Genomic DNA, 22,729 nt, shown 5'->3' with positions numbered 1-22,729 from the left:
GGTTCTGATGGTTGTGCACGTGAAGTGTGAGCATGACGGTTGGAATGAAAAGAATTTGCCTGGCGGCGAGAGCGCGGTGGTCCCACCTGACCCCATGCCGAACTCAGAAGTGAAACGCCGTAGCGCCGATGGTAGTGTGGGGTCTCCCCATGCGAGAGTAGGGAACTGCCAGGCATCACATAAGGAACCCCCGGTTTATGCCGGGGGTTTTTTGCTTTTGGGGTGGTGTCCGTCGGGCGCGCACCCGTCGGCAGAGAAAACTTCCCGCAATAATCCCCCAGAATCAGTTAGACTATGCCTAGCTTTCTAATACCTTCTCTTTATCTCTTCTTCTCCATGGCACTGACTACGTTGTATTGGCTGAAAAGCCGATTTGCTCTGCGCCATACAATGTAATTCTTATGCTAAAAATGGATATATAAATCTAATTTCTGATGAAAGATTTTCAACCAGCTGGTTATGTGCTCGACATTACTCTGGAAAGTCGCTATCTTCGGCAGCCTAGAAGGCTAAACGTATAAACGTATAAACGTATGTAGTGAGGTGTAAGGTTATGCCAATCCGGGTTCCTGATGAGTTGCCAGCTGTCAGTTTCTTGCGCAATGAAAACGTCTTTGTAATGCCGTCTTCACGAGCTAGAACGCAGGAAATTCGTCCGTTGAAGGTGCTGGTTCTTAACCTAATGCCAAAGAAAATCGAAACGGAGAATCAGTTCCTGCGGCTCCTGTCGAACTCGCCACTGCAGGTAGATATTCAGTTGCTGCGTATCGATAGTCGGGAATCGAAGAATACCCCTACAGAGCACCTCAACAACTTCTACTGCGACTTTGAAGATATTGAGCACGAGAATTTTGATGGTTTGATCGTGACCGGTGCGCCGCTGGGGTTGGTGGATTTTTGTGACGTGGTGTACTGGCCGCAGATTGAGCGGGTGGTTAACTGGGCCAAAGAACATGTCACTTCTACATTGTTTGTGTGTTGGGCTGTTCAGGCGGCGTTGAATGTGCTGTATGGTATCCCCAAGTTGACCCGTGACGTGAAATTATCCGGCGTGTATTCACACCATACGTTGCAACCACATGCCTTATTAACTCGTGGTTTTGATGAAACCTTTCTGGCTCCACACTCCCGCTATGCGGACTTTCCTTCCGATATTATTCGTGAGCATACGGATCTGGATATTCTGGTGGAGTCTGAGGAAGCCGGTGCTTACTTGTTTGCCAGTAAGGATAAGCGATTGGCGTTTGTGACGGGGCACCCGGAGTATGACGCGCTGACGTTATCGAGCGAGTATTTCCGTGACCGTGATGCTGGCCTTGATCCTGTGATCCCGGTGAACTATTTCCCGGATGATAACCCTGAGAAAACGCCTGGAGCGACCTGGCGTAGCCACGGACATTTGCTGTTTTCTAACTGGCTGAATTACTACGTTTACCAGATTACGCCGTTTGATTTGCGTCATATGAATCCTACGCTGGATTGATTTTCCTCTTTTATCCCTTCTCATCAGGCACCTTGCGGTGCCTTTTCTTTTTCCTGCTTAGCGAAGCGGGTATCTCTCCGATTTTCTCGGCTTACTTATCATGGAATTGGTTTCTCTATTTAGAGTAACTTTAATTTTAATTTAATCATGTGCTTAAGATTGTTTTACATTAAAAATGGAAATTGTTTTTGATTTTAAATTTTATTGGATTAGGCTTAGTTCTGTTGGCTGAAAAACGTTCGGATTAAGTTCGCAGATTGAACAGCTGAATACGGCGAGTACAACGGAATAGGAACAACGACATGATACAACAGACGATAAGCCGAGAATTAGTCTTCACTACCGCATTTGGTGAGGCTGAGCGGCAGGTTCTGACGGCAGAGACGGTGGATTTTCTCACTGCATTGGTCAGCAGATTTACACCGCAGCGCAATCGCTTACTGGCGGAGCGTCAGGCGGTGCAGGCAAGAATTGATAACGGCGAATTGCCTGATTTTATTTCGGAAATGAATTCCATAAAAAATTCAGACTGGAAGATTCGTGGTATTCCTGCTGATTTGCAGGATCGTCGGGTGGAGATTACTGGCCCGGTGGAACGCAAAATGGTGATTAATGCCCTGAACGCCAATGTGAAAGTTTTTATGGCGGACTTTGAAGATTCACTGGCACCCGGTTGGTCGAAAGTGGTTGAGGGGCAAATCAATTTGCGGGATGCGGTGCGTGGCACCATCAGTTACACCAGCGAGGCAGGAAAGATCTATCAGCTGAAGCCTAACCCGGCGGTGCTGATCTGCCGGGTGCGAGGTTTGCATCTGCCGGAAAAACATGTGCTATGGAATGATGAGGCTATCCCCGGCAGTTTGTTCGATTTTGCACTCTATTTTTTCCATAACTACCGCCAATTGCTGGAAAAAGGTAGTGGTCCCTATTTCTACCTGCCGAAAACCCAGTCCTGGAAGGAAGCCGCCTGGTGGAGCGAGGTATTCAGCTATACCGAAGAGCGTTTTGGTCTGGCACGCGGCACCATCAAAGCCACCATCTTGATTGAGACGCTGCCTGCTGTATTCCAGATGGACGAGATTCTCTATCACCTGCGTGACCATATCGTCGGGCTGAACTGTGGCCGCTGGGACTACATTTTCAGCTATATCAAAACATTGAAAAATCATCCGGACCGAGTGTTGCCAGATCGGCAGTCGGTAACGATGGATAAACCTTTCCTGAATGCTTACTCGCGTTTACTGATCAAAACCTGTCACCGGCGTGGTGCGTTCGCGATGGGTGGGATGGCGGCATTTATTCCCAGCAAAGACGCAGAGCGTAATGCCTGGGTGCAGGAGAAAGTCAGGCAGGATAAAGAACTGGAAGCCCGAAATGGTCATGACGGAACCTGGATTGCTCACCCCGGTCTGGCTGATACGGTGATGCCGGTATTTGACCGCCTGCTGGGTGATCGTCCTAACCAACTGGATATGTTGCGTGAAGACGATGCACCGATCAGTGCCGAGGAGCTGCTGGCACCTTGCCCAGGGGAGCGTACCGAGGCCGGTATGCGCGCCAATATCCGCGTCGCGGTGCAATACATCGAAGCCTGGATTTCCGGTAACGGCTGTGTGCCGATTTATGGATTGATGGAGGATGCTGCTACCGCCGAGATCTCCCGTACCTCCATCTGGCAGTGGATTCACCACGGCAAAACGCTCAGTGATGGCCGGGTGGTGACCAAGGCATTGTTTCGCCAGATGCTGGTAGAGGAGATGCAGGTTATCCGCGGTGAACTGGGCGAAGCCCGTTTCGACGGTGGCCGTTTTGATGATGCCGCTCGCCTAATGGAACGCATCACCACGCAGGACGCGTTAATCGATTTTCTCACCTTACCCGGTTACGACTTACTTGATTAATCCTGTTTAAAAAAGGAATCGCTATGAGCACCTCTCGTACCCAACAAATCGAGCAACTGGAACAAGAGTGGAACACGCCGCGCTGGGAAGGCATTACCCGCCCGTACCGTGCTGAAGACGTGGTGAATCTGCGTGGGTCGGTGAACCCCGCCTGTACGCTGGCGCAACTGGGCGCGGAAAAACTGTGGAAGCTGTTGAACGGCAAGTCGCGTAAAGGCTACGTCAACTGCCTCGGCGCGTTGACCGGCGGGCAGGCATTGCAGCAGGCAAAGGCCGGGCTGGAGGCGATATATCTGTCCGGCTGGCAGGTAGCAGCGGATGCCAACCTTGCTGCCAGCATGTACCCAGACCAGTCGCTCTACCCGTCCAACTCGGTGCCGTCGGTGGTACAGCGTATCAACAACACCTTCCGACGTGCGGATCAAATCCAGTGGTCCAACGGCATCGGGCAGGATGACCCGCGTTATACCGACTACTTTTTGCCGATTGTCGCCGATGCGGAAGCGGGTTTCGGCGGGGTATTGAACGCGTTTGAACTGATGAAGTCGATGATTGAAGCCGGAGCCGCTGCCGTTCACTTTGAAGACCAACTGGCGTCGGTGAAAAAGTGCGGCCATATGGGGGGCAAGGTGTTGGTGCCGACGCAGGAAGCGGTGCAGAAGCTGGTCGCCGCGCGGCTGGCGGCGGATGTGCTGGGCGTGCCGACATTGCTGGTGGCGCGTACGGATGCTGACGCGGCCGATTTGCTGACTTCGGATTGTGATGACTACGACCGGGACTTCATTACCGGTGAACGCACGATGGAGGGGTTTTACCGCACCCGCGCCGGGGTGGAGCAAGCGATCAGCCGTGGGCTGGCGTATGCCCCCTACGCCGACCTGGTGTGGTGCGAAACCTCAACACCGGATCTGACGTTGGCGCGGCGCTTCGCCGAGGCGATTCATGCCCGCTTCCCCGGCAAACTGTTGGCCTACAACTGTTCGCCGTCGTTCAACTGGAAGAAGAATCTGGACGATCGCACCATCGCTCGTTTTCAGGATGAACTGTCGGAGATGGGCTACAAATACCAATTCATCACCCTGGCGGGTATCCACAGTATGTGGTTCAACATGTTTGACCTGGCACATGCCTACGCCCAGGGTGAAGGGATGAAGCACTATGTGGAAAAAGTGCAGCAACCGGAATTTGCAGCCATCAAAGAAGGGTACACCTTCTCGTCTCACCAACAGGAAGTAGGCACCGGTTACTTCGACAAGGTAACCACCCTGATTCAGGGCGGTGCGTCCTCCGTCACGGCGTTGACCGGTTCGACGGAAGAACAACAGTTCTAAACCGAAATATCGCACCATCGCGGCCAGCCAGATGCTGGCCGCCTGTCGTTACATTGATGGCGTCAAAGGAGAGGTGGATGAGTCGGGGTCGGGAAAAACTGGTGGCGCAGACCATTTTGCAAGGGTTTGATGCGCAGTATGGTCGGTTTTTGGAAATTACGGCAGGGGCGCAGCAGCGCTTTGAGCAAGCGGACTGGCATTCAGTGCAGCAGGCGATGAAGCAGCGTATCCAGCTCTATGACCATCACGTCGGTCTGGTGGTGGAGCAGTTAGGCTGCATCACCGACCGGCAGTGTTACAACGCGGCCTTCGTCGCGCGGGTCAAACAGATTTATACCGCGTTGTTGCCGGACTATCCGCGCTTCGAAATTGCGGAGAGCTTCTTCAACTCCGTGTATTGTCGGCTGTTTCATCACCGTGAACTGACGCCGGACAAACTGTTCGTGTTCAGTTCGCAACCGGCGCGACGTTTTCAGGAAATTCCGCGTCCGCTGGCCCGAACTTACCAGCCCGATAACGGCTGGCCTGCGATGCTGGAAGCGGTGCTGACCGCTTTGCCGCTGCGGTTGCCGTGGGAAGACCTGACGCGAGATATCGGTTATGTGGTGCAGTCGCTGCGAGAAGCTTTCCCGGCGGCATCGTTGGCGAACGCGTCGCTACAGGTGGCGAACGAGCTGTTTTACCGCAACAAAGCGGCCTGGCTGGTGGGGAAACTGCGTTTACCGGGTGGTGTGTTCCCGTTTTTGTTGCCGATTCACCACAACGAACGCGGCGCGTTGTTTCTCGATACCTGCCTGACCCGCCATGCGGACGCCAGTATTGTGTTTGGCTTCGCCCGTTCCTACTTCATGGTTTACGCGCCGCTGCCGTCGGCGCTGGTAGCCTGGCTGCGGGAGATCTTGCCGGGTAAAACCACCGCAGAGTTGTATCTGGCGATCGGCTGCCAGAAACACAGCAAGACCGAGTATTACCGGGAGTACCTCGATTTCATCGCCAATACGCAAGAGCCGTTCATTACCGCTCCGGGGGTCAAGGGCATGGTAATGCTGGTGTTCACGCTGCCGACTTTCGACCGGGTGTTCAAGGTGATTAAAGACCGGTTTGCGCCGCAAAAAGAGGTCAGCGAAGCGCGGGTGCGGGAGTGCTACCGGTTGGTGAAGGAACACGACCGCGTCGGACGCATGGCAGACACCCAGGAGTATGAAAATTTTGTGCTGGAGAAAGCGCGCATCAGCCCGGAATTGCTGGCGGAGTTATGGCGCGATGTACCGGACAAGCTGGAAGACCTGGGCGACCGGCTGGTGATTAGCCATCTGTACATGGAGCGCCGCATGACGCCGCTGAATCTCTACCTGGAACAGGTCAACGGTCAGGCGCTGCGCGATGTGATTGAGGAATATGGTAATGCCATTCGGCAACTGGCGGCGGCCAATATCTTTCCCGGCGATATGCTGTTCAAGAACTTCGGCGTCACCCGCCACGGCCGGGTAGTGTTTTATGACTACGACGAAATCTGCTACATGACCGAGGTGAATTTCCGCGATATTCCACCGCCTCGCGATCCGGCGGACGAATTGGCGGCCGAACCCTGGTACAGCGTCGGGCCGAATGATGTGTTCCCAGAGGAGTTTCGCCAGTTTCTGTGCAGCGACCGCCGCTTGCTGCCGCTGTTTGAAGAACTGCACGGCGATCTGTTTCGGGCGGAATACTGGCGAGCGTTGCAACAGCGGATTCGTGACGGTCATATCGAAGATGTCTACGCTTACCGGCGCAGAAAACGCTTCAGCTTACGTTATGCCGACCCGGTAACGTCAGCGGACGCGCTGACGTTATAACGCCGGTCAGCGCGCGCCGCCGTACTGATAGGTGATGTCTTTCGCCGCCTTGATCACCAGTGCACCCAGTTCGGTGATGCGATCATCAGTGATGCGGGATATTGGCCCGGAAATGGAGATAGCGGCAAATGCCTCGTGGTGTTCATCGAGAATGCAGGCGGCGACGCAGCGCAGGCCCAGCGCGTGTTCCTCATCGTCCAGTGCGTAGCCTTGCCGACGAATGTTGGTCAGGTTTTCCTTCAGGGTCTGGGCGCTGAGGGTGTGCGGGGTGTAGCTGTGTAACCCTTTGCGGTGCAGCAACTGGGTGATTTTATCGTCCGGCAACATGGCGAGGAACGCCTTGCCAGCACCGGATGCGTGCATCGGCAGTTTGCCGCCGATCGGCGCGGACATGCGCATCAGCGCGGTACACTGCACCTGGTCGATAATAATGGCCTGATAGTCACTCTGATCCAACACCGCCAGGTTCACCGTCTCTCCGGAATCTTCCATCAATTGTCGCAGCATTGGATGGACCAGCGTGAGCAAATTGCGGCTTTGCAGAAAACTGCTGCCGACGATAAACGCCTGGGTGCCGATGGTCCACAGCCCCAAATCGCCAACCTGGCGCACAAACCCTTGTTGTTGCATGGTGGTCAACAACCGATGGGTTGTTGAGTTGGGCAGACCCACCTGTTGGGCCAGATCGGTCAGCGCGATGCTACCGTTAGCCTTGGCGATGTATCCCAGCAGTGTCAGCCCGCGGGTCAACGATTGCACCTGTCCGGCTGGTTGAGCGGGGCTGGCAGAGGCAGCGCGAGGTTTTTTGCCGCGTTTGGCAGGTTCGGGTGGCGTCATCGTCGATTTCCTTTTTCATATCATGGAATCGATTTTCGTTTTTTTAGCGCAGAATGCAACCGTCTTGTCAGGCGGTTTTATCAACCGCGTACTGCGCTGGCACGGCAGGTGGTTGTGCTAGGATAAGAGTTCGACAGATGAGGGTGATAACGAGAATAAAATGATGGCAAATCGGTTACAGGCATTACAGCAGCAACTGGCGCAACGCATTATGATTCTGGACGGCGGGATGGGAACCATGATCCAGAGTTACCGCTTGCAGGAAGAAGATTATCGTGGCGAACGTTTTGCTGACTGGCAGTGCGACCTGAAAGGCAATAACGACCTGCTGGTGCTGAGTAAACCGGATGTTATCACCGCTATTCATCATGACTATCTGGCAGCGGGCGCGGATATTCTGGAAACCAACACCTTTAACGCTACCCGCATTGCCATGGCTGACTACGAGATGGAAGCGCTGTCGGCGGAAATCAATACCGTTGCTGCACGCCTGGCGCGCGCCTGCGCCGACGAGTGGACTGCTCGTACACCGGAGCGCCCACGCTATGTCGCCGGGGTGCTGGGGCCGACCAACCGCACCGCGTCGATCTCACCGGACGTCAACGACCCGGCGTACCGTAATGTCAGCTTTGACCAACTGGTGGAAGCGTATCGTGAATCGACCCGCGCGCTGGTGGAGGGCGGCGTTGATATCATCCTGATCGAAACCATTTTCGATACCCTGAACGCCAAGGCCGCCATTTTTGCGGTGGAAACTGAATTCGAGGCGCTGGGTATCACGCTGCCGGTGATGCTCTCCGGCACCATTACCGATGCCTCCGGCCGAACTCTGTCCGGCCAGACTACCGAAGCGTTTTACAACTCGCTGCGCCACGCCAGACCGCTGTCGTTCGGTCTTAACTGTGCATTAGGGCCGGACGAACTGCGCCAGTATGTAGCAGAGCTGTCTCGCATTGCTGAATGTTATGTCACCGCGCACCCCAACGCCGGGCTGCCGAACGCCTTTGGTGAATACGATCTGGATGCGGATGAAATGGCGCGCCAGATTGGCGAGTGGGCGCAGTCTGGTTTCCTGAATATCATCGGCGGGTGCTGTGGCACCACGCCTGAGCATATCGCTGCGATGGTGAAGGCCGTTGACGGCGTAGCGCCGCGTGCACTGCCAACGCTACCGGTAGCCTGCCGCCTGTCTGGGCTGGAGCCGTTGAACATTGGCGACGACACGCTGTTTGTTAACGTCGGCGAGCGTACTAACGTCACCGGCTCCGCTAAATTCAAGCGTCTGATCAAAGAAGAGAAGTACAACGAAGCACTGGACGTGGCACGCCAGCAGGTGGAAAGCGGCGCACAGGTCATCGACATCAACATGGATGAAGGGATGCTCAATGCCGAGGCGGCGATGGTGCGTTTCCTCAACCTGATCGCCGGTGAGCCGGATATCGCCAGGGTGCCGATCATGATCGACTCCTCCAAGTGGGACGTGGTGGAAGCTGGGTTGAAGTGCATTCAGGGCAAAGGCATCGTCAACTCGATTTCGATGAAAGAAGGTGTGGAGGCCTTTGTACATCACGCCCGGCTGGTGCGCCGTTACGGTGCTGCTGTGGTGGTGATGGCGTTTGACGAAGTGGGGCAGGCGGATACCCGTGCACGTAAGATTGAGATTTGCCGCCGCGCCTACCAGATCCTGACCGAAGAAGTCGGTTTCCCGCCGGAAGATATCATTTTCGACCCGAACATTTTTGCCGTCGCTACTGGCATTGATGAGCACAACAACTATGCGGTGGACTTTATCGAGGCGTGCGCCGATATCAAAGCCCAACTGCCGCACGCGCTGATTTCCGGCGGCGTGTCCAACGTGTCGTTCTCGTTTCGCGGCAACGAGCCGGTGCGCGAGGCAATTCACGCCGTGTTTCTGTATTACGCCATCCGCAACGGCATGGACATGGGCATCGTCAACGCCGGTCAGTTGGCTATTTACGATGATCTACCCGCTGAGCTGCGTGACGCAGTAGAAGACGTGGTTCTCAACCGGCGCGACGACGGCACCGAACGGCTGCTGGCAATTGCCGAGAAATACCGCGGCAGCAAATCTGATGACGACAGCAACAAAAGTGAGGCCGAGTGGCGTGGCTGGCCGGTGAGAAAACGGCTGGAATACGCGCTGGTCAAAGGCATCACCGAGTTTATCGAGCAAGACACCGAAGAAGCGCGGGCGCAGTCGACTCGCCCTATCGAAGTGATCGAAGGGCCGTTGATGGACGGCATGAACGTGGTCGGTGATCTGTTCGGCGCTGGCAAAATGTTCCTGCCGCAGGTGGTGAAGTCGGCGCGAGTGATGAAGCAGGCGGTGGCCTATCTGGAACCGTTCATTCAGGCCAGCAAAGAACAGGGTTCCAGCGCCGGTAAGATCTTGCTGGCGACGGTAAAAGGCGACGTACACGACATCGGCAAGAACATCGTCGGTGTGGTGTTGCAGTGCAACAACTACGAAATTATCGATTTAGGCGTGATGGTGCCGACCGATAAAATCCTCAAGACTGCGCGCGAGGAGAACGTCGATATCATCGGCCTGTCGGGGCTGATTACCCCGTCGCTGGATGAAATGGTCAACGTCGCCAAAGAGATGGAGCGCCAGGGCTTTACGCTGCCGTTGCTGATCGGCGGTGCCACCACGTCCAAGGCGCACACCGCGGTGAAGATCGAACAGAACTACAGCGGCCCAACGGTCTACGTACAGAATGCGTCACGCTCGGTGGGCGTGGTGTCGGCGCTATTGTCGGACAGCCAGCGCGGTGACTTTGTGGCGCGTATCCGCAAAGAATACGAAACGGTGCGCATCCAGCATGGTCGCAAAAAACCACGCACGCCGCCGGTGGCGCTGGGCGTGGCGCGCGACAACGCCATGCCGATCGACTGGGATAGCTATACGCCGCCGGTGGCGCATCGCCTCGGCGTACAACCGGTTTCCGCCAGCATCGAGACATTGCGTCACTACATCGACTGGACGCCGTTCTTTATGACCTGGTCGCTGGCGGGCAAATACCCCAACATTCTGGAAGACGAGGTGGTGGGCGAGGAAGCCAAACGCCTGTTTGCCGACGCCAACGCCATGCTGGATACCCTGTCGGCCAGCGGCACCTTGAACCCGCGCGGGGTGGTGGGGCTGTTCCCGGCCAACCGGGTGGGCGATGACATCGAAATCTATACCGACGAACGTCGTACCGAGGTGCTGACCGTCAGCCATCATCTGCGTCAGCAAACCGAAAAGACCGATTTTCCCAACTACTGTCTGGCGGATTTTGTCGCGCCGAAAACCAGCGGCAAGCCGGATTATTTCGGCGCGTTCGCGGTGACCGGCGGGCTGGAGGAAGACGAGCTGGCGGCACAGTGGGAAGCGCAGCACGACGACTACAACAAGATCATGCTCAAAGCGCTGGCGGACCGGCTGGCGGAAGCCTTCGCCGAATACCTGCACGAGCGGGTGCGCAAGGTCCACTGGGGCTATGCGCCGAACGAGAACCTCGGCAATGACGAGCTGATCCGCGAGAACTATCAGGGCATTCGCCCGGCACCGGGTTACCCAGCCTGTCCGGACCACACCGAAAAAGCGACCATCTGGCAACTGCTGGACGTGGACAATACCGTTGGCATGAAACTCACCGAGTCCTACGCCATGTGGCCGGGCGCGTCGGTGTCCGGCTGGTACTTCAGCCACCCGGACAGCAAGTATTTCGCCGTGGCGCAAATTCAGCGTGATCAGGTGGAAGACTACGCCGCTCGTAAATCGTTGCCGATCGACGAGGTGGAGCGCTGGCTGGCACCAAATCTGGGGTATGATGCGGATTGATTAAGTCGGTTCGACAAGAAAACACAGGCCGGGTTACCCCGGCCTGTGTTTTTTGATGCTCAATAGGCTTCTTAGTAAAGCCCGATCACCTTCCACCACAACAGACCAACGGTCATGAATATCGCCTGATTGATCAGGCTGATGACAAAGCCGGTGCGCCACCAGACCGCGGTGGGGACGTAACCGGCACCGAACAGAATCGGACCGCGGGCATGAGTGTACTGAGTCAGTGAGCAGTACAGGCTGCTGGTGAACGCCAGCATCATCGCCATCGGTGCTGCCGGGATATGCAGGTTAATACCCACGCCGAGGAACACCGCGTACAACGCCGCGATTTGGGCATTACCACTGGCAAAGAAGTAGTGGGTGTAGAAGTAGGCGGCGTTGAGCAACAGCAACACCAGCACCCAACTGGTGTCCTGCATCAGGTGACCGATGCTGCTGCCGATCAGGTCGCCAAACCAGGTCGTGAAGCCCAGTTTCTTCAACTGGTTAGCCATCATGAGCAGCGCGGCGAACCAGATCAGCGTATCCCATGCGCCTTTCTCGCTCTTGATATCTTCCCAGCTTAATACACCGGTCAGCAGCAGGAAGGAGAGGCCGACAAAAGAGGCGGTGGTAGCATCGACGCCCAGCAGATCACCGAAAATCCACAACACCAGCAGAATGACTACGGTGGCTGCCATCAACCACTCGCCACGCGACATGCGCCCCATTTTTTCCAGTTCGGTGACCGCCAGCTTTGGCGCGTCCGGCGTATGACGGATTTCTGGTTTCGCCAGCACATAAACGCACAGCGGCACCAGCAGCAAAGAAATCACACAAGGCACGACCGCGGCGACAAACCAACTGCCCCAGGTGATGGTAATACCGGCGTTGGAGGCCAGTTTTACCGCCAACAGGTTACCGGTGTAGCCGGTCATGAACAGCGCGGCGGTGACGTCATTGACGTTACCGATACAGGTCACCAGAAAGGTGCCGATCTTGCTGCGGGAAGCGTCTTCCGGTTTGGAGTCGAAGCTGCGCGCGAGCGAATCGGCAATCGGGTAAATCACCCCACCGCAACGAGCGGTGTTGCTGGGCATGGCGGGCGACAGCACCAGGTCGGCGAACGCCAGACCGTAAGCCAGCCCTAGCGTCCGTTTACCCAGCAGACGGATCATTTGCAAAGCGATGCGACGGCCCAACCCGGTTTTGATAAAACCGCGGGCAATCATGAATGCTACGACGATCAACCAGATCAGCGAACTGTTAAGGTCGCTCAGCGCGGTCTGGATGGAGGCGCTGGCGCTGGTGTCTCCGGCGGCGTAAGTCAGCGCGAACAGCGTGATGCTGATGATACCGATGGCACCGATCGGCAGCACGTTTGCCACAATGCTGATAATCGTGGCAACAAACAGTACGGCGGAATGCCAGGCGGCGGGTTTTAGCCCAGCAGGGGGCGTCAATTGCCAGAAAAAGGCAGCTACAATCATTATGATGAGTAGTGCCAGCCAGTTCAGGCCATATGCGGTTTTAGTCTTCATCCGTCTATCCTTAAGCTTAGGTCTGAAGAGGATGCCATCGCTGGTATCAGGCGAGGCGGCTGATGGAAGAAGCATAGCGCCAGAAATGTGACGCGTGGGGGTAAATACACCTGGTTATTGATTTAGGCCGTGATTTTAGAAAAATTACGCTCATTTACATCCGCTGCCCGGCTCAAGAACGGATAAGATGTCAGGGTTAAGGCCGGGCGCAAATGAGGCTCACACCCGTTTTGTGAGCGGGAGTGGTACTTTTTCCCCAACTATTTTTTGAATAACTATTTATTTACAAAGCTATTTTTTGATTGTTTGAGTTTTGATTAAAGGGAGGTCCAGTTCCGTGTTGACGTTGCTGCATTTATTGTCCGCCATCGCGCTACTGGTCTGGGGGACGCATATTGTTCGTACTGGAATTATGCGGGTGTATGGCACCCGTCTGCGGCGAACGATCAGCGATAGCGTGAGCCGCAAACCGCTGGCCTTTCTTGCCGGTATTGGCGTGACCGCGCTGGTACAGAGCAGTAATGCCACCACGTTGCTCACGATCTCTTTTGTCTCGCAGGGGTTGATTGCACTGACCCCGGCTCTGGTGATTATTCTGGGTGCGGACGTCGGCACCGCGCTGATGGTGCGGTTGTTGACGTTTGACCTCTCCTGGTTGTCTCCATTACTGATTTTCCTCGGGGTTATCTTTTTCCTCAGTTGCAAGCAAACCCGCGCCGGACAACATGGGCGGATAGCCATTGGTCTGGGGCTGGTTCTGCTGGCGCTGGAGTTGATTGTAGAGTCGGCGACGCCGATCACCCAGACTGCTGGGGTCAAGGTGTTGTTTTCCTCTCTGACGGGCGACGTGATGCTGGATGCGTTGGTTGGCGCGGTCTTCGCCATTGTGAGCTATTCCAGCCTGGCGGCGGTGCTGCTGACCGCTACCCTGACTGCCAGCCATGTGATTTCTCTGGATGTGGCGTTGTGTCTGGTGGTTGGCGCCAATCTGGGCAGCGGTATCCTGGCACTGGCGAATGCCAGCCCGCAAGGCCCGGCCGCACGGCAGGTGGCGCTGGGAAGTATGTTCTTTAAACTGATTGGCTGTTTACCGGCGTTGCCTGCGATCGGTTACCTGACGACGTGGATGGAGGCGGTGCCGTTGCCAGATGAGGAACGGGTGATTTATTTCCACCTGTTTTATAACCTGGTGCGTTGTCTGCTGCTGTTGCCATTTGCCGGACGGATGGCGGAGTTGTGCGGTAATTTGGTGCGGGTTGAACCCGAACTCGATCCACGGTTACGACCCCGGCATCTGGATGCCAGTGCGCTGGATACACCAACGCTGGCGCTGGCTAACGCCGCGCGTGAAACGCTGCGTATTGGTGACGTCATTGAACAGATGCTGAAAATGTTTCAGGACTCGTTACAGGGTGAACGTCAGCAGGTGCGAGAGATTCGTAAACTGGATGATGATGTGGACGTGCTCTACAACGCTATCAAGCTCTATCTGGCGCGGATTGAAAAGGCCGGGTTGCATGAGCGTGATTCCCAGCGCTGGGCCGAGGTCATTGAGATGGCGCTCAGCCTGGAGCAGGCTGGGGATATTATCGAGCGAGTGATTTGCGATTTGGACGCGTATGCACCCGATGGGCTGCGTGGTTTTTCGACCGCTGGCCGGGATGAACTCAATACGCTCTATGAACTATTGATGAGTAACCTGCGGCTGGGAATGTCAGTATTCCTGTCGTCAGATGTGACCAGCGCCAAGCGTCTGCGCCGTGCCAAGCACCGCTTCCGTATTCTGAACCGGCGTTACTCCCATGCGCATGTTGACAGGCTGCATCAGCAAAATGTGCAAAGTCTGGAAACCAGTTCACTGCACCTTGGGTTGCTGGGGGATATGAACCGGCTGAATTCGTTGTTTTGTGCGGTCGCCTATAACGTCTTGATGGTGACGGAAGAAGAGGACGAAGGGCGGGAAGAATCCTCTGCGTCGGCGTAATACAGTGATATGGCGACTGAGATAAAAAAACCGAAACCCTAAACGGATTTCGGTTTTTTTGTTGCGATGATGCTGAGTGCTTATTCAAACAGATTGTGGTGCAGCGTCTGGACGACCTGTTCGGCATCGCTGGAAGGGACCAGGAAGCACAAGTTATGGCTGCTGGCACCGTAGCAGATGAGGCGGATGTTGAAGGGTTCCAGCACCCCGAACACCTCTTTGCCGACGCCGCAGGCTTGCGACAGCTTGTTGCCGATCAACGCCACCAGCGACATGTTTTCTTCCACTTCAACCCGACACAGTGAGGACAGTTCCGTCAGCAATGCGCTGGACAGCAGGCTGTCGCCGGTGGAGGTCGAGCCGGTGGTGTCCAGCGTCAGCGCCACGTTAACTTCAGAGGTGGTGATCAGGTCTACCGAGATATTGTGGCGGGCCAGAATACTAAACACCTCGGCCAGGAAACCGCGTGCGTGCAGCATGTTGAGGCTGTGTAAGGTCAGCAACGTTTGTTTGCGGCGCAGCGCCAGCGCACGAAACAGCGGCGGATTGTCGGTTTTGTTGCACACTAACGTGCCACCGGCTGCTGGGTCTTTGCTGGAGCCAACGAACACCGGAATATCGCTGCGTACAGCAGGCAACAAAGTAGCCGGGTGCAGCACCTTGGCCCCGAAGGTCGCCATTTCGGCGGCTTCTTCAAAGGTAATCTGGTCGATGCGCTGTGCGGACGGCACCACACGTGGGTCGGTGGTATAAATGCCGGGAACATCGGTCCAGATGTCGATACGGCTGACATTCAGCGCTTCACCCAGCAGTGCCGCGGTGTAGTCGCTGCCGCCGCGGCCCAGCGTGGTGGTGCGGCCTTTGGCTTCGCTGCCGATGAAGCCCTGGGTGATGACCAGACCTTGCGCCAGACGTGGTGCAAGCTGGCTGCGGGTCAGTTCGCCCAGTGCGTCGCAGTCCGGTTCGGCGCGGCCGAAACGGTCGTTGGTACGCATGATTTTACGCACGTCGAACCATTCGGCGGCGATGTTGCGTTCGCGCAGAATCTCCACAAACAACAACGTGGACATCAGCTCACCGTGGCTGACCAGTTCGTCGGTCAGCGCGTTGGAGGTTGCCAGTGCTGCCGCTTCCGACAGGCGGGTGACGTTATCCAACATGCGGTCGATTTCTTCCCGGATGACGGCAGGTTGGTTGAGACGGTTGAGGATGGCGTATTGAATCTGGCGCAGTTTTTCTAGTTGCGCCGCGCGTGCCTCCGGAGGTAACCCTTCTGCCAGAGCTACCAGCAGATTGGTGACCCCGGCGGAAGCGGACAGCACCACCACCCGGACCTGTGCGTCAGACAGCACGACATCGGCGCTGCGGTTCATGGCGTCGAAATCAGCGACGCTGGTGCCGCCAAATTTGGCGATAATCAGTGAGTTATCAGTGTTAGCAGACATTCAAAAAACCTCGTGTCAGGGGCGTCATTGTCGTCTCGACAACAGCATTCCATCGTTAAGCCTTGGCACAAGGGAAGAGCGGTAAGCAGGGGGCAAGCGTAGGAACTGGCTACGGCACACCCAGAAGCGCTCCACCTTGCTTATCGTTCCGCCTTGCGGAGCGATGCGGGTGACAACCCAGGGGATTCAGCCCCTGCGGTCGACAGCGTAAACACCGTAGGTTACGTCTGCCTCGGCACCGCTCCCCCTCTGGTATCTTCATCGGATACGGTTCCTCCGATACCTTGCCTGGGCGGCGCTCCTCTTCTGGCTTGCGCAACGGGTGCGCAAGTAGGCTTTTACAAATAGCGGGTAACGCGGCGGCTGTCAATCAACATTGGACCGGGGCTCGGCATTTCGCAAGAAAAGGGCTTCCCCGCACGGCGTTAAGGGATACAATCGGGAAAAAGCGGGCAGGATTTCCCGCCCGGCGACCGACTTGTTTTTAAACCGACTTGTTCTCAAACCGAAGAGTAGTGTGATGAAAAATATCAACCCGACGCAGACTGCCGCCTGGCAGGCATTGCAGCAGCATTTTGCTGCGATGAAAACGGTGCAGATTAGCGATCTGTTCGCGCAGGATCCCGAGCGTTTCTCTCACTTTTCCGCCACGTTCGGCGACCTGATGCTGGTGGATTACTCCAAGAACCGCATCACCGCTGAGACACTGGAAAAACTGCAAGCGCTGGCGCGTGAAACCGAGCTGTCTGCTGCCATCAAGTCGATGTTTTCCGGCGAGAAGATCAACCGCACCGAAGCGCGCGCCGTATTGCATGTCGCGTTGCGCAACCGCAGCAATACGCCGATCGTGGTTGACGGGAAGGATGTGATGCCAGAAGTGAACGCTGTGCTGCAAAAGATGAAGCAGTTCAGCGAGCGGGTCATTGGCGGTGAGTGGAAAGGCTATACCGGCAAGGCGATTACTGATGTGGTGAACATCGGTATCGGCGGGTCTGACCTGGGGCCGTTCATGGTGACCGAGGCGTTGCGCCCGTATAAAAATCACCTCAATATGCACTTCGTTTCCAACGTCGACGGCACCCACATCGCCGAAACGCTCAAATGCCTTAACCCAGAAACCACGCTGTTCCTGGTGGCCTCCAAGACGTTCACCACGCAGGAAACCATGACCAACGCCCACAGCGCGCGTGACTGGTTCCTGAAGGCGGCCGGTGATGTAAAACATGTCGCCAGGCACTTCGCGGCGCTGTCCACCAACGCCAACGCCGTCGGCGAATTCGGTATCGACACCGACAACATGTTCGAATTCTGGGACTGGGTTGGCGGCCGTTACTCGCTGTGGTCCGCTATCGGTTTGTCGATTGTGCTGTCGATCGGCTTCGACAACTTCGAACAGCTGTTGAGCGGCGCGCACGCGATGGACCAGCATTTCGCCACCACCCCGGCCGAGAAAAACCTGCCGGTACTGCTGGCGCTGATCGGCATCTGGTACAACAACTTTTTTGGTGCGGAAACTGAAGCGATTCTGCCTTACGATCAGTACATGCATCGCTTTGCGGCCTACTTCCAGCAGGGCAACATGGAGTCCAACGGCAAGTACGTTGATCGCAACGGCAATGCGGTGGATTACCAGACCGGGCCGATCATCTGGGGTGAGCCGGGCACCAACGGTCAGCACGCGTTCTACCAGTTGATCCATCAGGGCACCAAGCTGGTTCCGTGCGATTTCATCGCGCCAGCGCTCACCCATAACGCACTGAGTGACCACCACAACAAGCTGTTGTCGAACTTCTTCGCTCAGACCGAAGCGTTGGCGTTCGGCAAATCCCGCGAGGTGGTGGAAGCGGAGTTTGCGGCGGCCGGTAAATCTGCCAAAGACGTCGAACACGTGGCACCGTTCAAAGTGTTTGAAGGCAATCGTCCGACCAACTCCATCCTGCTGCGGGAAATCACCCCGTTCAGCCTGGGGGCGCTGATTGCGCTTTACGAGCACAAGATCTTCACCCAGGGTGCAGTCCTGAACATCTTCACTTTCGACCAGTGGGGTGTGGAGCTGGGCAAACAGCTGGCTAACCGTATCCTGCCGGAACTGCAAGATGACAGCGCCGTCAGCAGCCACGACAGCTCTACCAACGGGCTGATTAATCGCTTCAAACAGTGGCGTGCATAATGACGACGCCAGTGCGTCATGGCGGTTGCGCGATAACCATCGAGTGATAACCCAGGCCCCGATTCAGGGGCCTGTTAGTTTGTGAGGGCGTGATCGCAGTCATGACGACAGAAATTGCTGTCGTTTATCCGGTAATTGCCACCCCGATGGTGGTAACATGAGCCTGTTTTGGCATAAATTTTTGATTGTCGGGTCGGGGTAGCCCGGCTTCGGCCAGTGTATCGACTATCACGGAGAGAAGCATGCGGACTCGTATTCTGATGGGATTGGCTGCTGTCGCCTTGCTGGCGGGATGCAGCACCACCAACGAACTCAGTGCTGCCGGTCAGGCGGTGCGTTTTACTGACAGTAAACCGGCGGCGCAATGCCAGCTGTTGGGCAACATTACTGGCACGCAATCTACCTGGTTGTCGGGCGGCGGCAATGAAGGCAGCTCCATGCGTGGTGCCGCGAACGACCTGCGTAATAAGGCAGCAGAGATGGGGGGCAACGTGATTTACGGCGCAACGACGCCGAGCCAGACGTTCCTGTCCAGCTTTGCGCCGCTGGACAGCAAGATGCAGGGTCAGGTTTATAAGTGCCCTTGATGTTGAAAGCCGCCAGCATCGCGTGACGCTGGCGGCGTTTCAGTCCTGATTTTCCTGTTGCTGCGGCATACCGATATCCAGTAGCGTCTTACTGGCTTCGCCGCCAATTTCCCGTGTCAGGCTTGGCACCAGATAGCCTGATACCCGCGTCATCAATTCCCTGATCAAGGTTCGCGCTTCGTCATCCGGCACCAAAAAGTGCGCCGCGCCCTGCACTTTGTCCAGCACGTGCAGGTAATAAGGCAGAATACCGGCGTCGAACAACGCGTTGCTGAGCGCCGCCAGCGTGCTGGCGCTATCGTTGACACCGCGCAGCAGTACGCTTTGGTTGAGCAGCGTTACGCCAGCACGACGCAGACATGCCATACTGTCAGTGAATTCCGCGTCGATTTCGTTGGCGTGGTTGATGTGGGTCACCAGTACCACGCGTAGCGACGAGCGCGCCAGCCGCTGGCAGAGTTCGTGGGTGATGCGCGCCGGAATCACCACCGGCAGGCGGGTGTGGATGCGCAACCGTTTCAGGTGGGGAATCTGTTCCAGCTCCGTCAGCAGCCAGTCCAGCTCGTGATCCTTGGCCATCAGCGGGTCGCCGCCGGAAAAGATGATTTCGTCCAGTTGCGGGTGCTGGCGAATATATTCCAGCGCCTGACGCCAGTTGGCCTTATTGCCCTGATTATCCTGGTAGGGGAAATGGCGACGGAAACAGTAGCGGCAGTTGACCGCACACCCACCTTTCACCAGCAGCAGGGCACGGTTGTGGTATTTATGCAGTAATCCCGGAACGACGCTGTGCTGTTCGTCCAACGGGTCGTGGCTGAATCCGGGGGTGGAGATGAACTCCTCCTGCGCGGTCAACACCTGCAATAACAGCGGGTCGCACGCGTCACCGGGCCGCATTCGTGCGGCAAATGCACGCGGCACGCGCAGTGGGAACAGTTTGCGGGCATCGCGCCCGGCAGTCAGCTGTGGATGGTTATCCAGTGCCAGAAGTCGCAGCAATTCATCAGGATCAGTAATAACGTCGGTGAGTTGCTGCAACCAATCTTCTCGGGAAGGTATATTTAGGGTTACAATGTGTGCCATTTTTTTGGCTAAGTACCAGTATTAATGTAGAGGGCCATTATGGCGACTTATTTTAGCAACGATTTCCGCTCCGGTCTTAAAATCATGTTCGAGGGCGAGCCGTATGCCATCGAATCCAGTGAATTTGTGAAACCGGGTAAAGGCCAGGCTTTTGCTCGCGTCAAAATGCGCCGTCTGTTGACGGGTTCCCGCGTTGAGAAAACCTTCAAGTCTACCGACTCGGCTGAAGGCGCGGATGTAATGGATACCAACATGAACTACCTGTACAACGACGGTGAGTTCTTCCATTTCATGCACCCTGAAACCTTTGAACAGCATCAGGTTGAAGCAAAAACTGTGGGTGATTCTGCTAAGTGGTTGCAGGATAACGCCGAATGTATCGTTACCCTGTGGGACGGTCGGCCGATCGCTGTTCAGCCACCGAACTTTATCGAAGCTGAAATCACCGAAACCGATCCGGGCCTGAAAGGCGATACCGCTGGTACGGGTGGTAAACCGGCTACGCTGTCCACCGGTGCTGTGGTAAAAGTACCGTTGTTCGTACAGATTGGTGAAGTGATCAAGGTTGACACTCGCTCCGGCGAATACGTCTCCCGCGTGAAGTAATCTTCCCGGCGCGTAAACTGCCCATTGGGTGGTTTACGCGTTGCTTTGCTTTTGATATCCCGCCTGAAAAATTCTCTCACACACGCCGAACGCTGCCTGATGGTATTTTGTGCTGCCTGACGTAATAATGCCGCGTCTTGGTTAAGGAGAGTGCTATGTCCCCATTGATTATTACGGTTTTCATGCTGACCCTCAGCAATGTATTCATGACCTTTGCCTGGTATGGACATCTTCGCTATTTTAGCGGGCGTACCTGGATGGTGGCGGCGCTGGTCAGTTGGGGGATCGCATTGTTTGAATACCTGTTGCAGGTGCCTGCCAACCGTATCGGTTATCAGGTGGCGTCTGCCGGGCAACTGAAAATTTTGCAGGAAGTGATCAGCCTGTCTGTCTTTATTCCCTTTTCGATAGTTATTCTCAAAGAGCCATTCCGTACCGATTATATTTGGGCCGGGCTGTGTCTGCTGGGTGCGGTATTCTTTATGTTCCGCGATAAAATTATGGGCTGACCTATCGTGTGACGATTTTGTGTAAAAATAGCCGACACGCTTATTGGCTGAAATAAGCCAGGCGAGTCGGCTTTTATTGCAGAAAATAACAATATCAAAACGCTGTTTTATTTATTCCATGCGTTGTTGTAGTTATTTCATACATTGTTGTAGTCAGCCTGATTATTTCCCTGGCTGAGTCAATGGGGTCGCCCAGACTAAATGATCCGTTTGGAATCCATTACGTTGTGCAGTTGCCAACAGCGCTTGCCGGACGAGCGGATGGATGTCAGGCGTGCGGGACAAAATCCACAGATAACCGCGGTTTGGACCGCATACCAAGGCATAGCGATAGTCGTTATCCAGTGCTATGACATTATAGCCACCATAAAACGGGCCGAAGAACGATACTTTCAGTGCAGCGCGTTGCGGCGAACCGGTGAAGTAACCCTTGCCGATGCTTTCGCGCCAGACCCGTTTAACCGGGTCGAAGCCACGGTTAATCACCGTAATGCCGCCGTCCTCTCGTGGGCTGTAGGTTGCGGTAACCTGCTCCAGACCACGTTCGAAACGGTTGTCCAGTCGGGCGATTTCATACCAGGTTCCCATATAACGGGAAGGTTCAAAATTATCCACAACCTGAATGCCCTGCGGCGGAGTGGTGCTGCAGGCCGTCGTGAACAGGGTGAACAATGAGGTTAGCAATACGCGCCAATGCTTCATTTGCGGCTTCCTGTGTTGGTTTATCTCGGGTTAAAGGTAGGAAGCGGGCAGTGAAGATGCAATAAAAAACGGCCTGCAAGTGCAGGCCGTGATACAGCGGGACGTAGCGATTTTACAGCGTCACTACACCAATAAGCGTGACGACCGACAGGATCGCAGCCAGACCGTAGAACACCCATTTACCCGCCGGTACGTGGATTTTCAGGTCATGCATGGCGTGATGAATACGGTGCAGGCTGAGCCACAGTGGCAGCACGATCATCAGCAGCAGGAATGCACGGCCAATCAGGCTGTGGCTGAACGCAGCGATACGATCGTAGGTCAGCGCCTGCGGGAACAGGCCGAGTGGCAACAGCACACCCACCAGCAAGATAATAACCGGCGCGAAGATGGCGCTCCACATACCGCCTGCGCCGAACAGGCCCCAGAACGGCGGTTCATCGGAACGTTTGGGTTGTTGATTAATCACGAGATTTCTCCTGTTCAGAACAGCAAGGCGATGCCCAGCACTGCCAGCGTGACGACCACAGTGGCGGCCCACAGCCCTTTGATTAGCGGCTCCGGCCCCATCTTTTCATCTTTCACGATGATGATGCTTGCCTTCGGTGCCAGGTCAAACCAGGTCTTGGTGTGCAACACCGCCGCCAGCAAGGCGATGATATTGAGCAACAGTACCAATGGGTTTTGCAGGAAGCTGACAAACTGACTCCAGCCTTCCGGGCCCGCTTTGAGCGAAAATACACCGTGCAGCAGCACAATGCTGAACCAGACAGCGGGGACTGCCGTGCCTTCACGCAGCATATAGAAACGGTAGAAACCGAGCTTCTGCCACCAGGTGGGCGTCATGCCACGGACATACGCTTTACGTTTGGTGATCATTTAT

Annotated in this window: 17 protein-coding genes, 1 rRNA gene and 1 riboswitch; of the genes, 11 read left to right on the top strand and 7 right to left on the bottom strand. The window is 55.7% G+C overall.

All coding sequences use genetic code 11. The features are described 5' to 3' along the window. Nucleotides 1-58 precede the first annotated feature (58 nt). The 5 genes from rrf to aceK all read left to right on the top strand — a co-directional run bounded on the left by rrf (nt 59) and on the right by aceK (nt 6,550). A 5S ribosomal RNA gene (rrf, locus tag OB87_RS07830) occupies nt 59-174 on the top strand. A gap of 379 nt (nt 175-553) precedes the next feature. Continuing rightward, nucleotides 554-1,483, top strand: a complete 930-nt coding sequence (metA, locus tag OB87_RS07825; RefSeq protein WP_033568891.1) for a homoserine O-acetyltransferase MetA — start codon at nt 554-556, stop codon at nt 1,481-1,483. 302 nt (nt 1,484-1,785) lie between these two features. Then, entirely contained in the window at nt 1,786-3,384 is a 1,599-nt protein-coding gene (gene aceB, locus OB87_RS07820) for a malate synthase A (RefSeq protein WP_033568890.1), read from the top strand. 23 nt (nt 3,385-3,407) lie between these two features. Further along, entirely contained in the window at nt 3,408-4,715 is a 1,308-nt protein-coding gene (gene aceA / locus OB87_RS07815) for an isocitrate lyase (RefSeq protein ID WP_033568889.1), read from the top strand. A gap of 77 nt (nt 4,716-4,792) precedes the next feature. Beyond that, nucleotides 4,793-6,550, top strand: coding sequence for a bifunctional isocitrate dehydrogenase kinase/phosphatase (aceK, locus tag OB87_RS07810; RefSeq protein WP_033568888.1), 1,758 nt, complete (start codon nt 4,793-4,795; stop codon nt 6,548-6,550). Between the two features lie 6 nt (nt 6,551-6,556). On the opposite strand, the gene iclR is transcribed toward aceK, so the two are convergent. Next, complete coding sequence (gene iclR, locus OB87_RS07805) at nt 6,557-7,387, bottom strand: glyoxylate bypass operon transcriptional repressor IclR (RefSeq protein ID WP_033568887.1); 831 nt, start codon at nt 7,385-7,387, stop codon at nt 6,557-6,559. Nucleotides 7,388-7,550: 163 nt separating this feature from the next. Here iclR and metH point away from each other — a divergent pair, with 163 nt between their 5' ends. After that, the gene (metH, locus tag OB87_RS07800; RefSeq protein WP_033568886.1) at nt 7,551-11,234 is read left to right on the top strand and encodes a methionine synthase; all 3,684 of its coding nucleotides are present in this window, start codon (nt 7,551-7,553) and stop codon (nt 11,232-11,234) included. A 71-nt stretch (nt 11,235-11,305) separates the two neighbouring features. Here metH and OB87_RS07795 read toward each other — a convergent pair whose 3' ends face one another. Next, entirely contained in the window at nt 11,306-12,760 is a 1,455-nt protein-coding gene (locus tag OB87_RS07795; protein ID WP_033568885.1) for a DASS family sodium-coupled anion symporter, read from the bottom strand. 337 nt (nt 12,761-13,097) lie between these two features. On the opposite strand from OB87_RS07795, the gene OB87_RS07790 reads away from it, so the two are divergent. Continuing rightward, nucleotides 13,098-14,744 carry a Na/Pi cotransporter family protein gene (locus OB87_RS07790; protein WP_033568884.1) on the top strand — a complete coding sequence of 549 codons (1,647 nt, stop codon included), beginning with the start codon at nt 13,098-13,100 and terminating at the stop codon, nt 14,742-14,744. Nucleotides 14,745-14,824: 80 nt separating this feature from the next. On the opposite strand, the gene lysC is transcribed toward OB87_RS07790, so the two are convergent. Then, entirely contained in the window at nt 14,825-16,189 is a 1,365-nt protein-coding gene (gene lysC, locus OB87_RS07785) for a lysine-sensitive aspartokinase 3 (RefSeq protein ID WP_033568883.1), read from the bottom strand. Nucleotides 16,190-16,305: 116 nt separating this feature from the next. Beyond that, nucleotides 16,306-16,503, bottom strand: a riboswitch (Lysine riboswitch). A 206-nt stretch (nt 16,504-16,709) separates the two neighbouring features. Between lysC and pgi the strand changes: the two genes are divergently transcribed. Together pgi and OB87_RS07775 are read left to right on the top strand one after the other, a co-directional pair. Continuing rightward, complete coding sequence (pgi, locus tag OB87_RS07780) at nt 16,710-18,359, top strand: glucose-6-phosphate isomerase (RefSeq protein WP_033568882.1); 1,650 nt, start codon at nt 16,710-16,712, stop codon at nt 18,357-18,359. A 242-nt stretch (nt 18,360-18,601) separates the two neighbouring features. Continuing rightward, the gene (locus tag OB87_RS07775; protein ID WP_033568881.1) at nt 18,602-18,946 is read left to right on the top strand and encodes a DUF4156 domain-containing protein; all 345 of its coding nucleotides are present in this window, start codon (nt 18,602-18,604) and stop codon (nt 18,944-18,946) included. A gap of 39 nt (nt 18,947-18,985) precedes the next feature. On the opposite strand, the gene epmB is transcribed toward OB87_RS07775, so the two are convergent. Continuing rightward, nucleotides 18,986-20,029 (bottom strand): EF-P beta-lysylation protein EpmB, encoded by a 1,044-nt coding sequence (gene epmB, locus OB87_RS07770; protein ID WP_033568880.1) that lies wholly within the window; start codon nt 20,027-20,029, stop codon nt 18,986-18,988. A gap of 39 nt (nt 20,030-20,068) precedes the next feature. Between epmB and efp the strand changes: the two genes are divergently transcribed. Both efp and OB87_RS07760 read left to right on the top strand, forming a co-directional pair. Next, a complete protein-coding gene (efp, locus tag OB87_RS07765) occupies nt 20,069-20,635 on the top strand; it encodes an elongation factor P (protein ID WP_012768149.1) in 567 nt (188 codons plus the stop codon). A gap of 155 nt (nt 20,636-20,790) precedes the next feature. Next, nucleotides 20,791-21,144 (top strand): DMT family protein, encoded by a 354-nt coding sequence (locus OB87_RS07760; protein WP_012886310.1) that lies wholly within the window; start codon nt 20,791-20,793, stop codon nt 21,142-21,144. Between the two features lie 162 nt (nt 21,145-21,306). On the opposite strand, the gene blc is transcribed toward OB87_RS07760, so the two are convergent. From blc to frdC, 3 genes are all read right to left on the bottom strand, one after another. Further along, nucleotides 21,307-21,846 (bottom strand): outer membrane lipoprotein Blc, encoded by a 540-nt coding sequence (gene blc / locus OB87_RS07755; RefSeq protein ID WP_033568879.1) that lies wholly within the window; start codon nt 21,844-21,846, stop codon nt 21,307-21,309. Nucleotides 21,847-21,958: 112 nt separating this feature from the next. Continuing rightward, nucleotides 21,959-22,315, bottom strand: coding sequence for a fumarate reductase subunit FrdD (gene frdD / locus OB87_RS07750; protein WP_033568878.1), 357 nt, complete (start codon nt 22,313-22,315; stop codon nt 21,959-21,961). A gap of 14 nt (nt 22,316-22,329) precedes the next feature. Beyond that, on the bottom strand, nt 22,330-22,725 hold the full coding sequence (gene frdC, locus OB87_RS07745; protein WP_033568877.1) for a fumarate reductase subunit FrdC: 396 nt from the start codon (nt 22,723-22,725) through the stop codon (nt 22,330-22,332). Between the last annotated feature and the right edge of the window lie 4 nt (nt 22,726-22,729).

It is taken from the genome of Dickeya undicola (assembly GCF_000784735.1).
GTDB classification, from domain to species: Bacteria; Pseudomonadota; Gammaproteobacteria; order Enterobacterales; family Enterobacteriaceae; genus Dickeya; species Dickeya undicola.
Note: the sequence above shows the minus strand (reverse complement) of the source record. Positions and strands in the feature narration are given on the sequence as shown.

Coding starts and splice junctions, on each gene's coding strand:
- aceK (WP_033568888.1), top strand. CDS start 4,793: ATGAGTCGGGGTCGGGAAAAACTGGTGGCGCAGACCATTTTGCAAGGG.
- metA (WP_033568891.1), top strand. CDS start 554: ATGCCAATCCGGGTTCCTGATGAGTTGCCAGCTGTCAGTTTCTTGCGC.
- frdC (WP_033568877.1), bottom strand. CDS start 22,725: ATGATCACCAAACGTAAAGCGTATGTCCGTGGCATGACGCCCACCTGG.
- iclR (WP_033568887.1), bottom strand. CDS start 7,387: ATGACGCCACCCGAACCTGCCAAACGCGGCAAAAAACCTCGCGCTGCC.
- blc (WP_033568879.1), bottom strand. CDS start 21,846: ATGAAGCATTGGCGCGTATTGCTAACCTCATTGTTCACCCTGTTCACG.
- efp (WP_012768149.1), top strand. CDS start 20,069: ATGGCGACTTATTTTAGCAACGATTTCCGCTCCGGTCTTAAAATCATG.
- OB87_RS07760 (WP_012886310.1), top strand. CDS start 20,791: ATGTCCCCATTGATTATTACGGTTTTCATGCTGACCCTCAGCAATGTA.
- lysC (WP_033568883.1), bottom strand. CDS start 16,189: ATGTCTGCTAACACTGATAACTCACTGATTATCGCCAAATTTGGCGGC.
- aceA (WP_033568889.1), top strand. CDS start 3,408: ATGAGCACCTCTCGTACCCAACAAATCGAGCAACTGGAACAAGAGTGG.
- aceB (WP_033568890.1), top strand. CDS start 1,786: ATGATACAACAGACGATAAGCCGAGAATTAGTCTTCACTACCGCATTT.
- OB87_RS07775 (WP_033568881.1), top strand. CDS start 18,602: ATGCGGACTCGTATTCTGATGGGATTGGCTGCTGTCGCCTTGCTGGCG.
- metH (WP_033568886.1), top strand. CDS start 7,551: ATGGCAAATCGGTTACAGGCATTACAGCAGCAACTGGCGCAACGCATT.
- pgi (WP_033568882.1), top strand. CDS start 16,710: ATGAAAAATATCAACCCGACGCAGACTGCCGCCTGGCAGGCATTGCAG.
- epmB (WP_033568880.1), bottom strand. CDS start 20,029: ATGGCACACATTGTAACCCTAAATATACCTTCCCGAGAAGATTGGTTG.
- OB87_RS07795 (WP_033568885.1), bottom strand. CDS start 12,760: ATGAAGACTAAAACCGCATATGGCCTGAACTGGCTGGCACTACTCATC.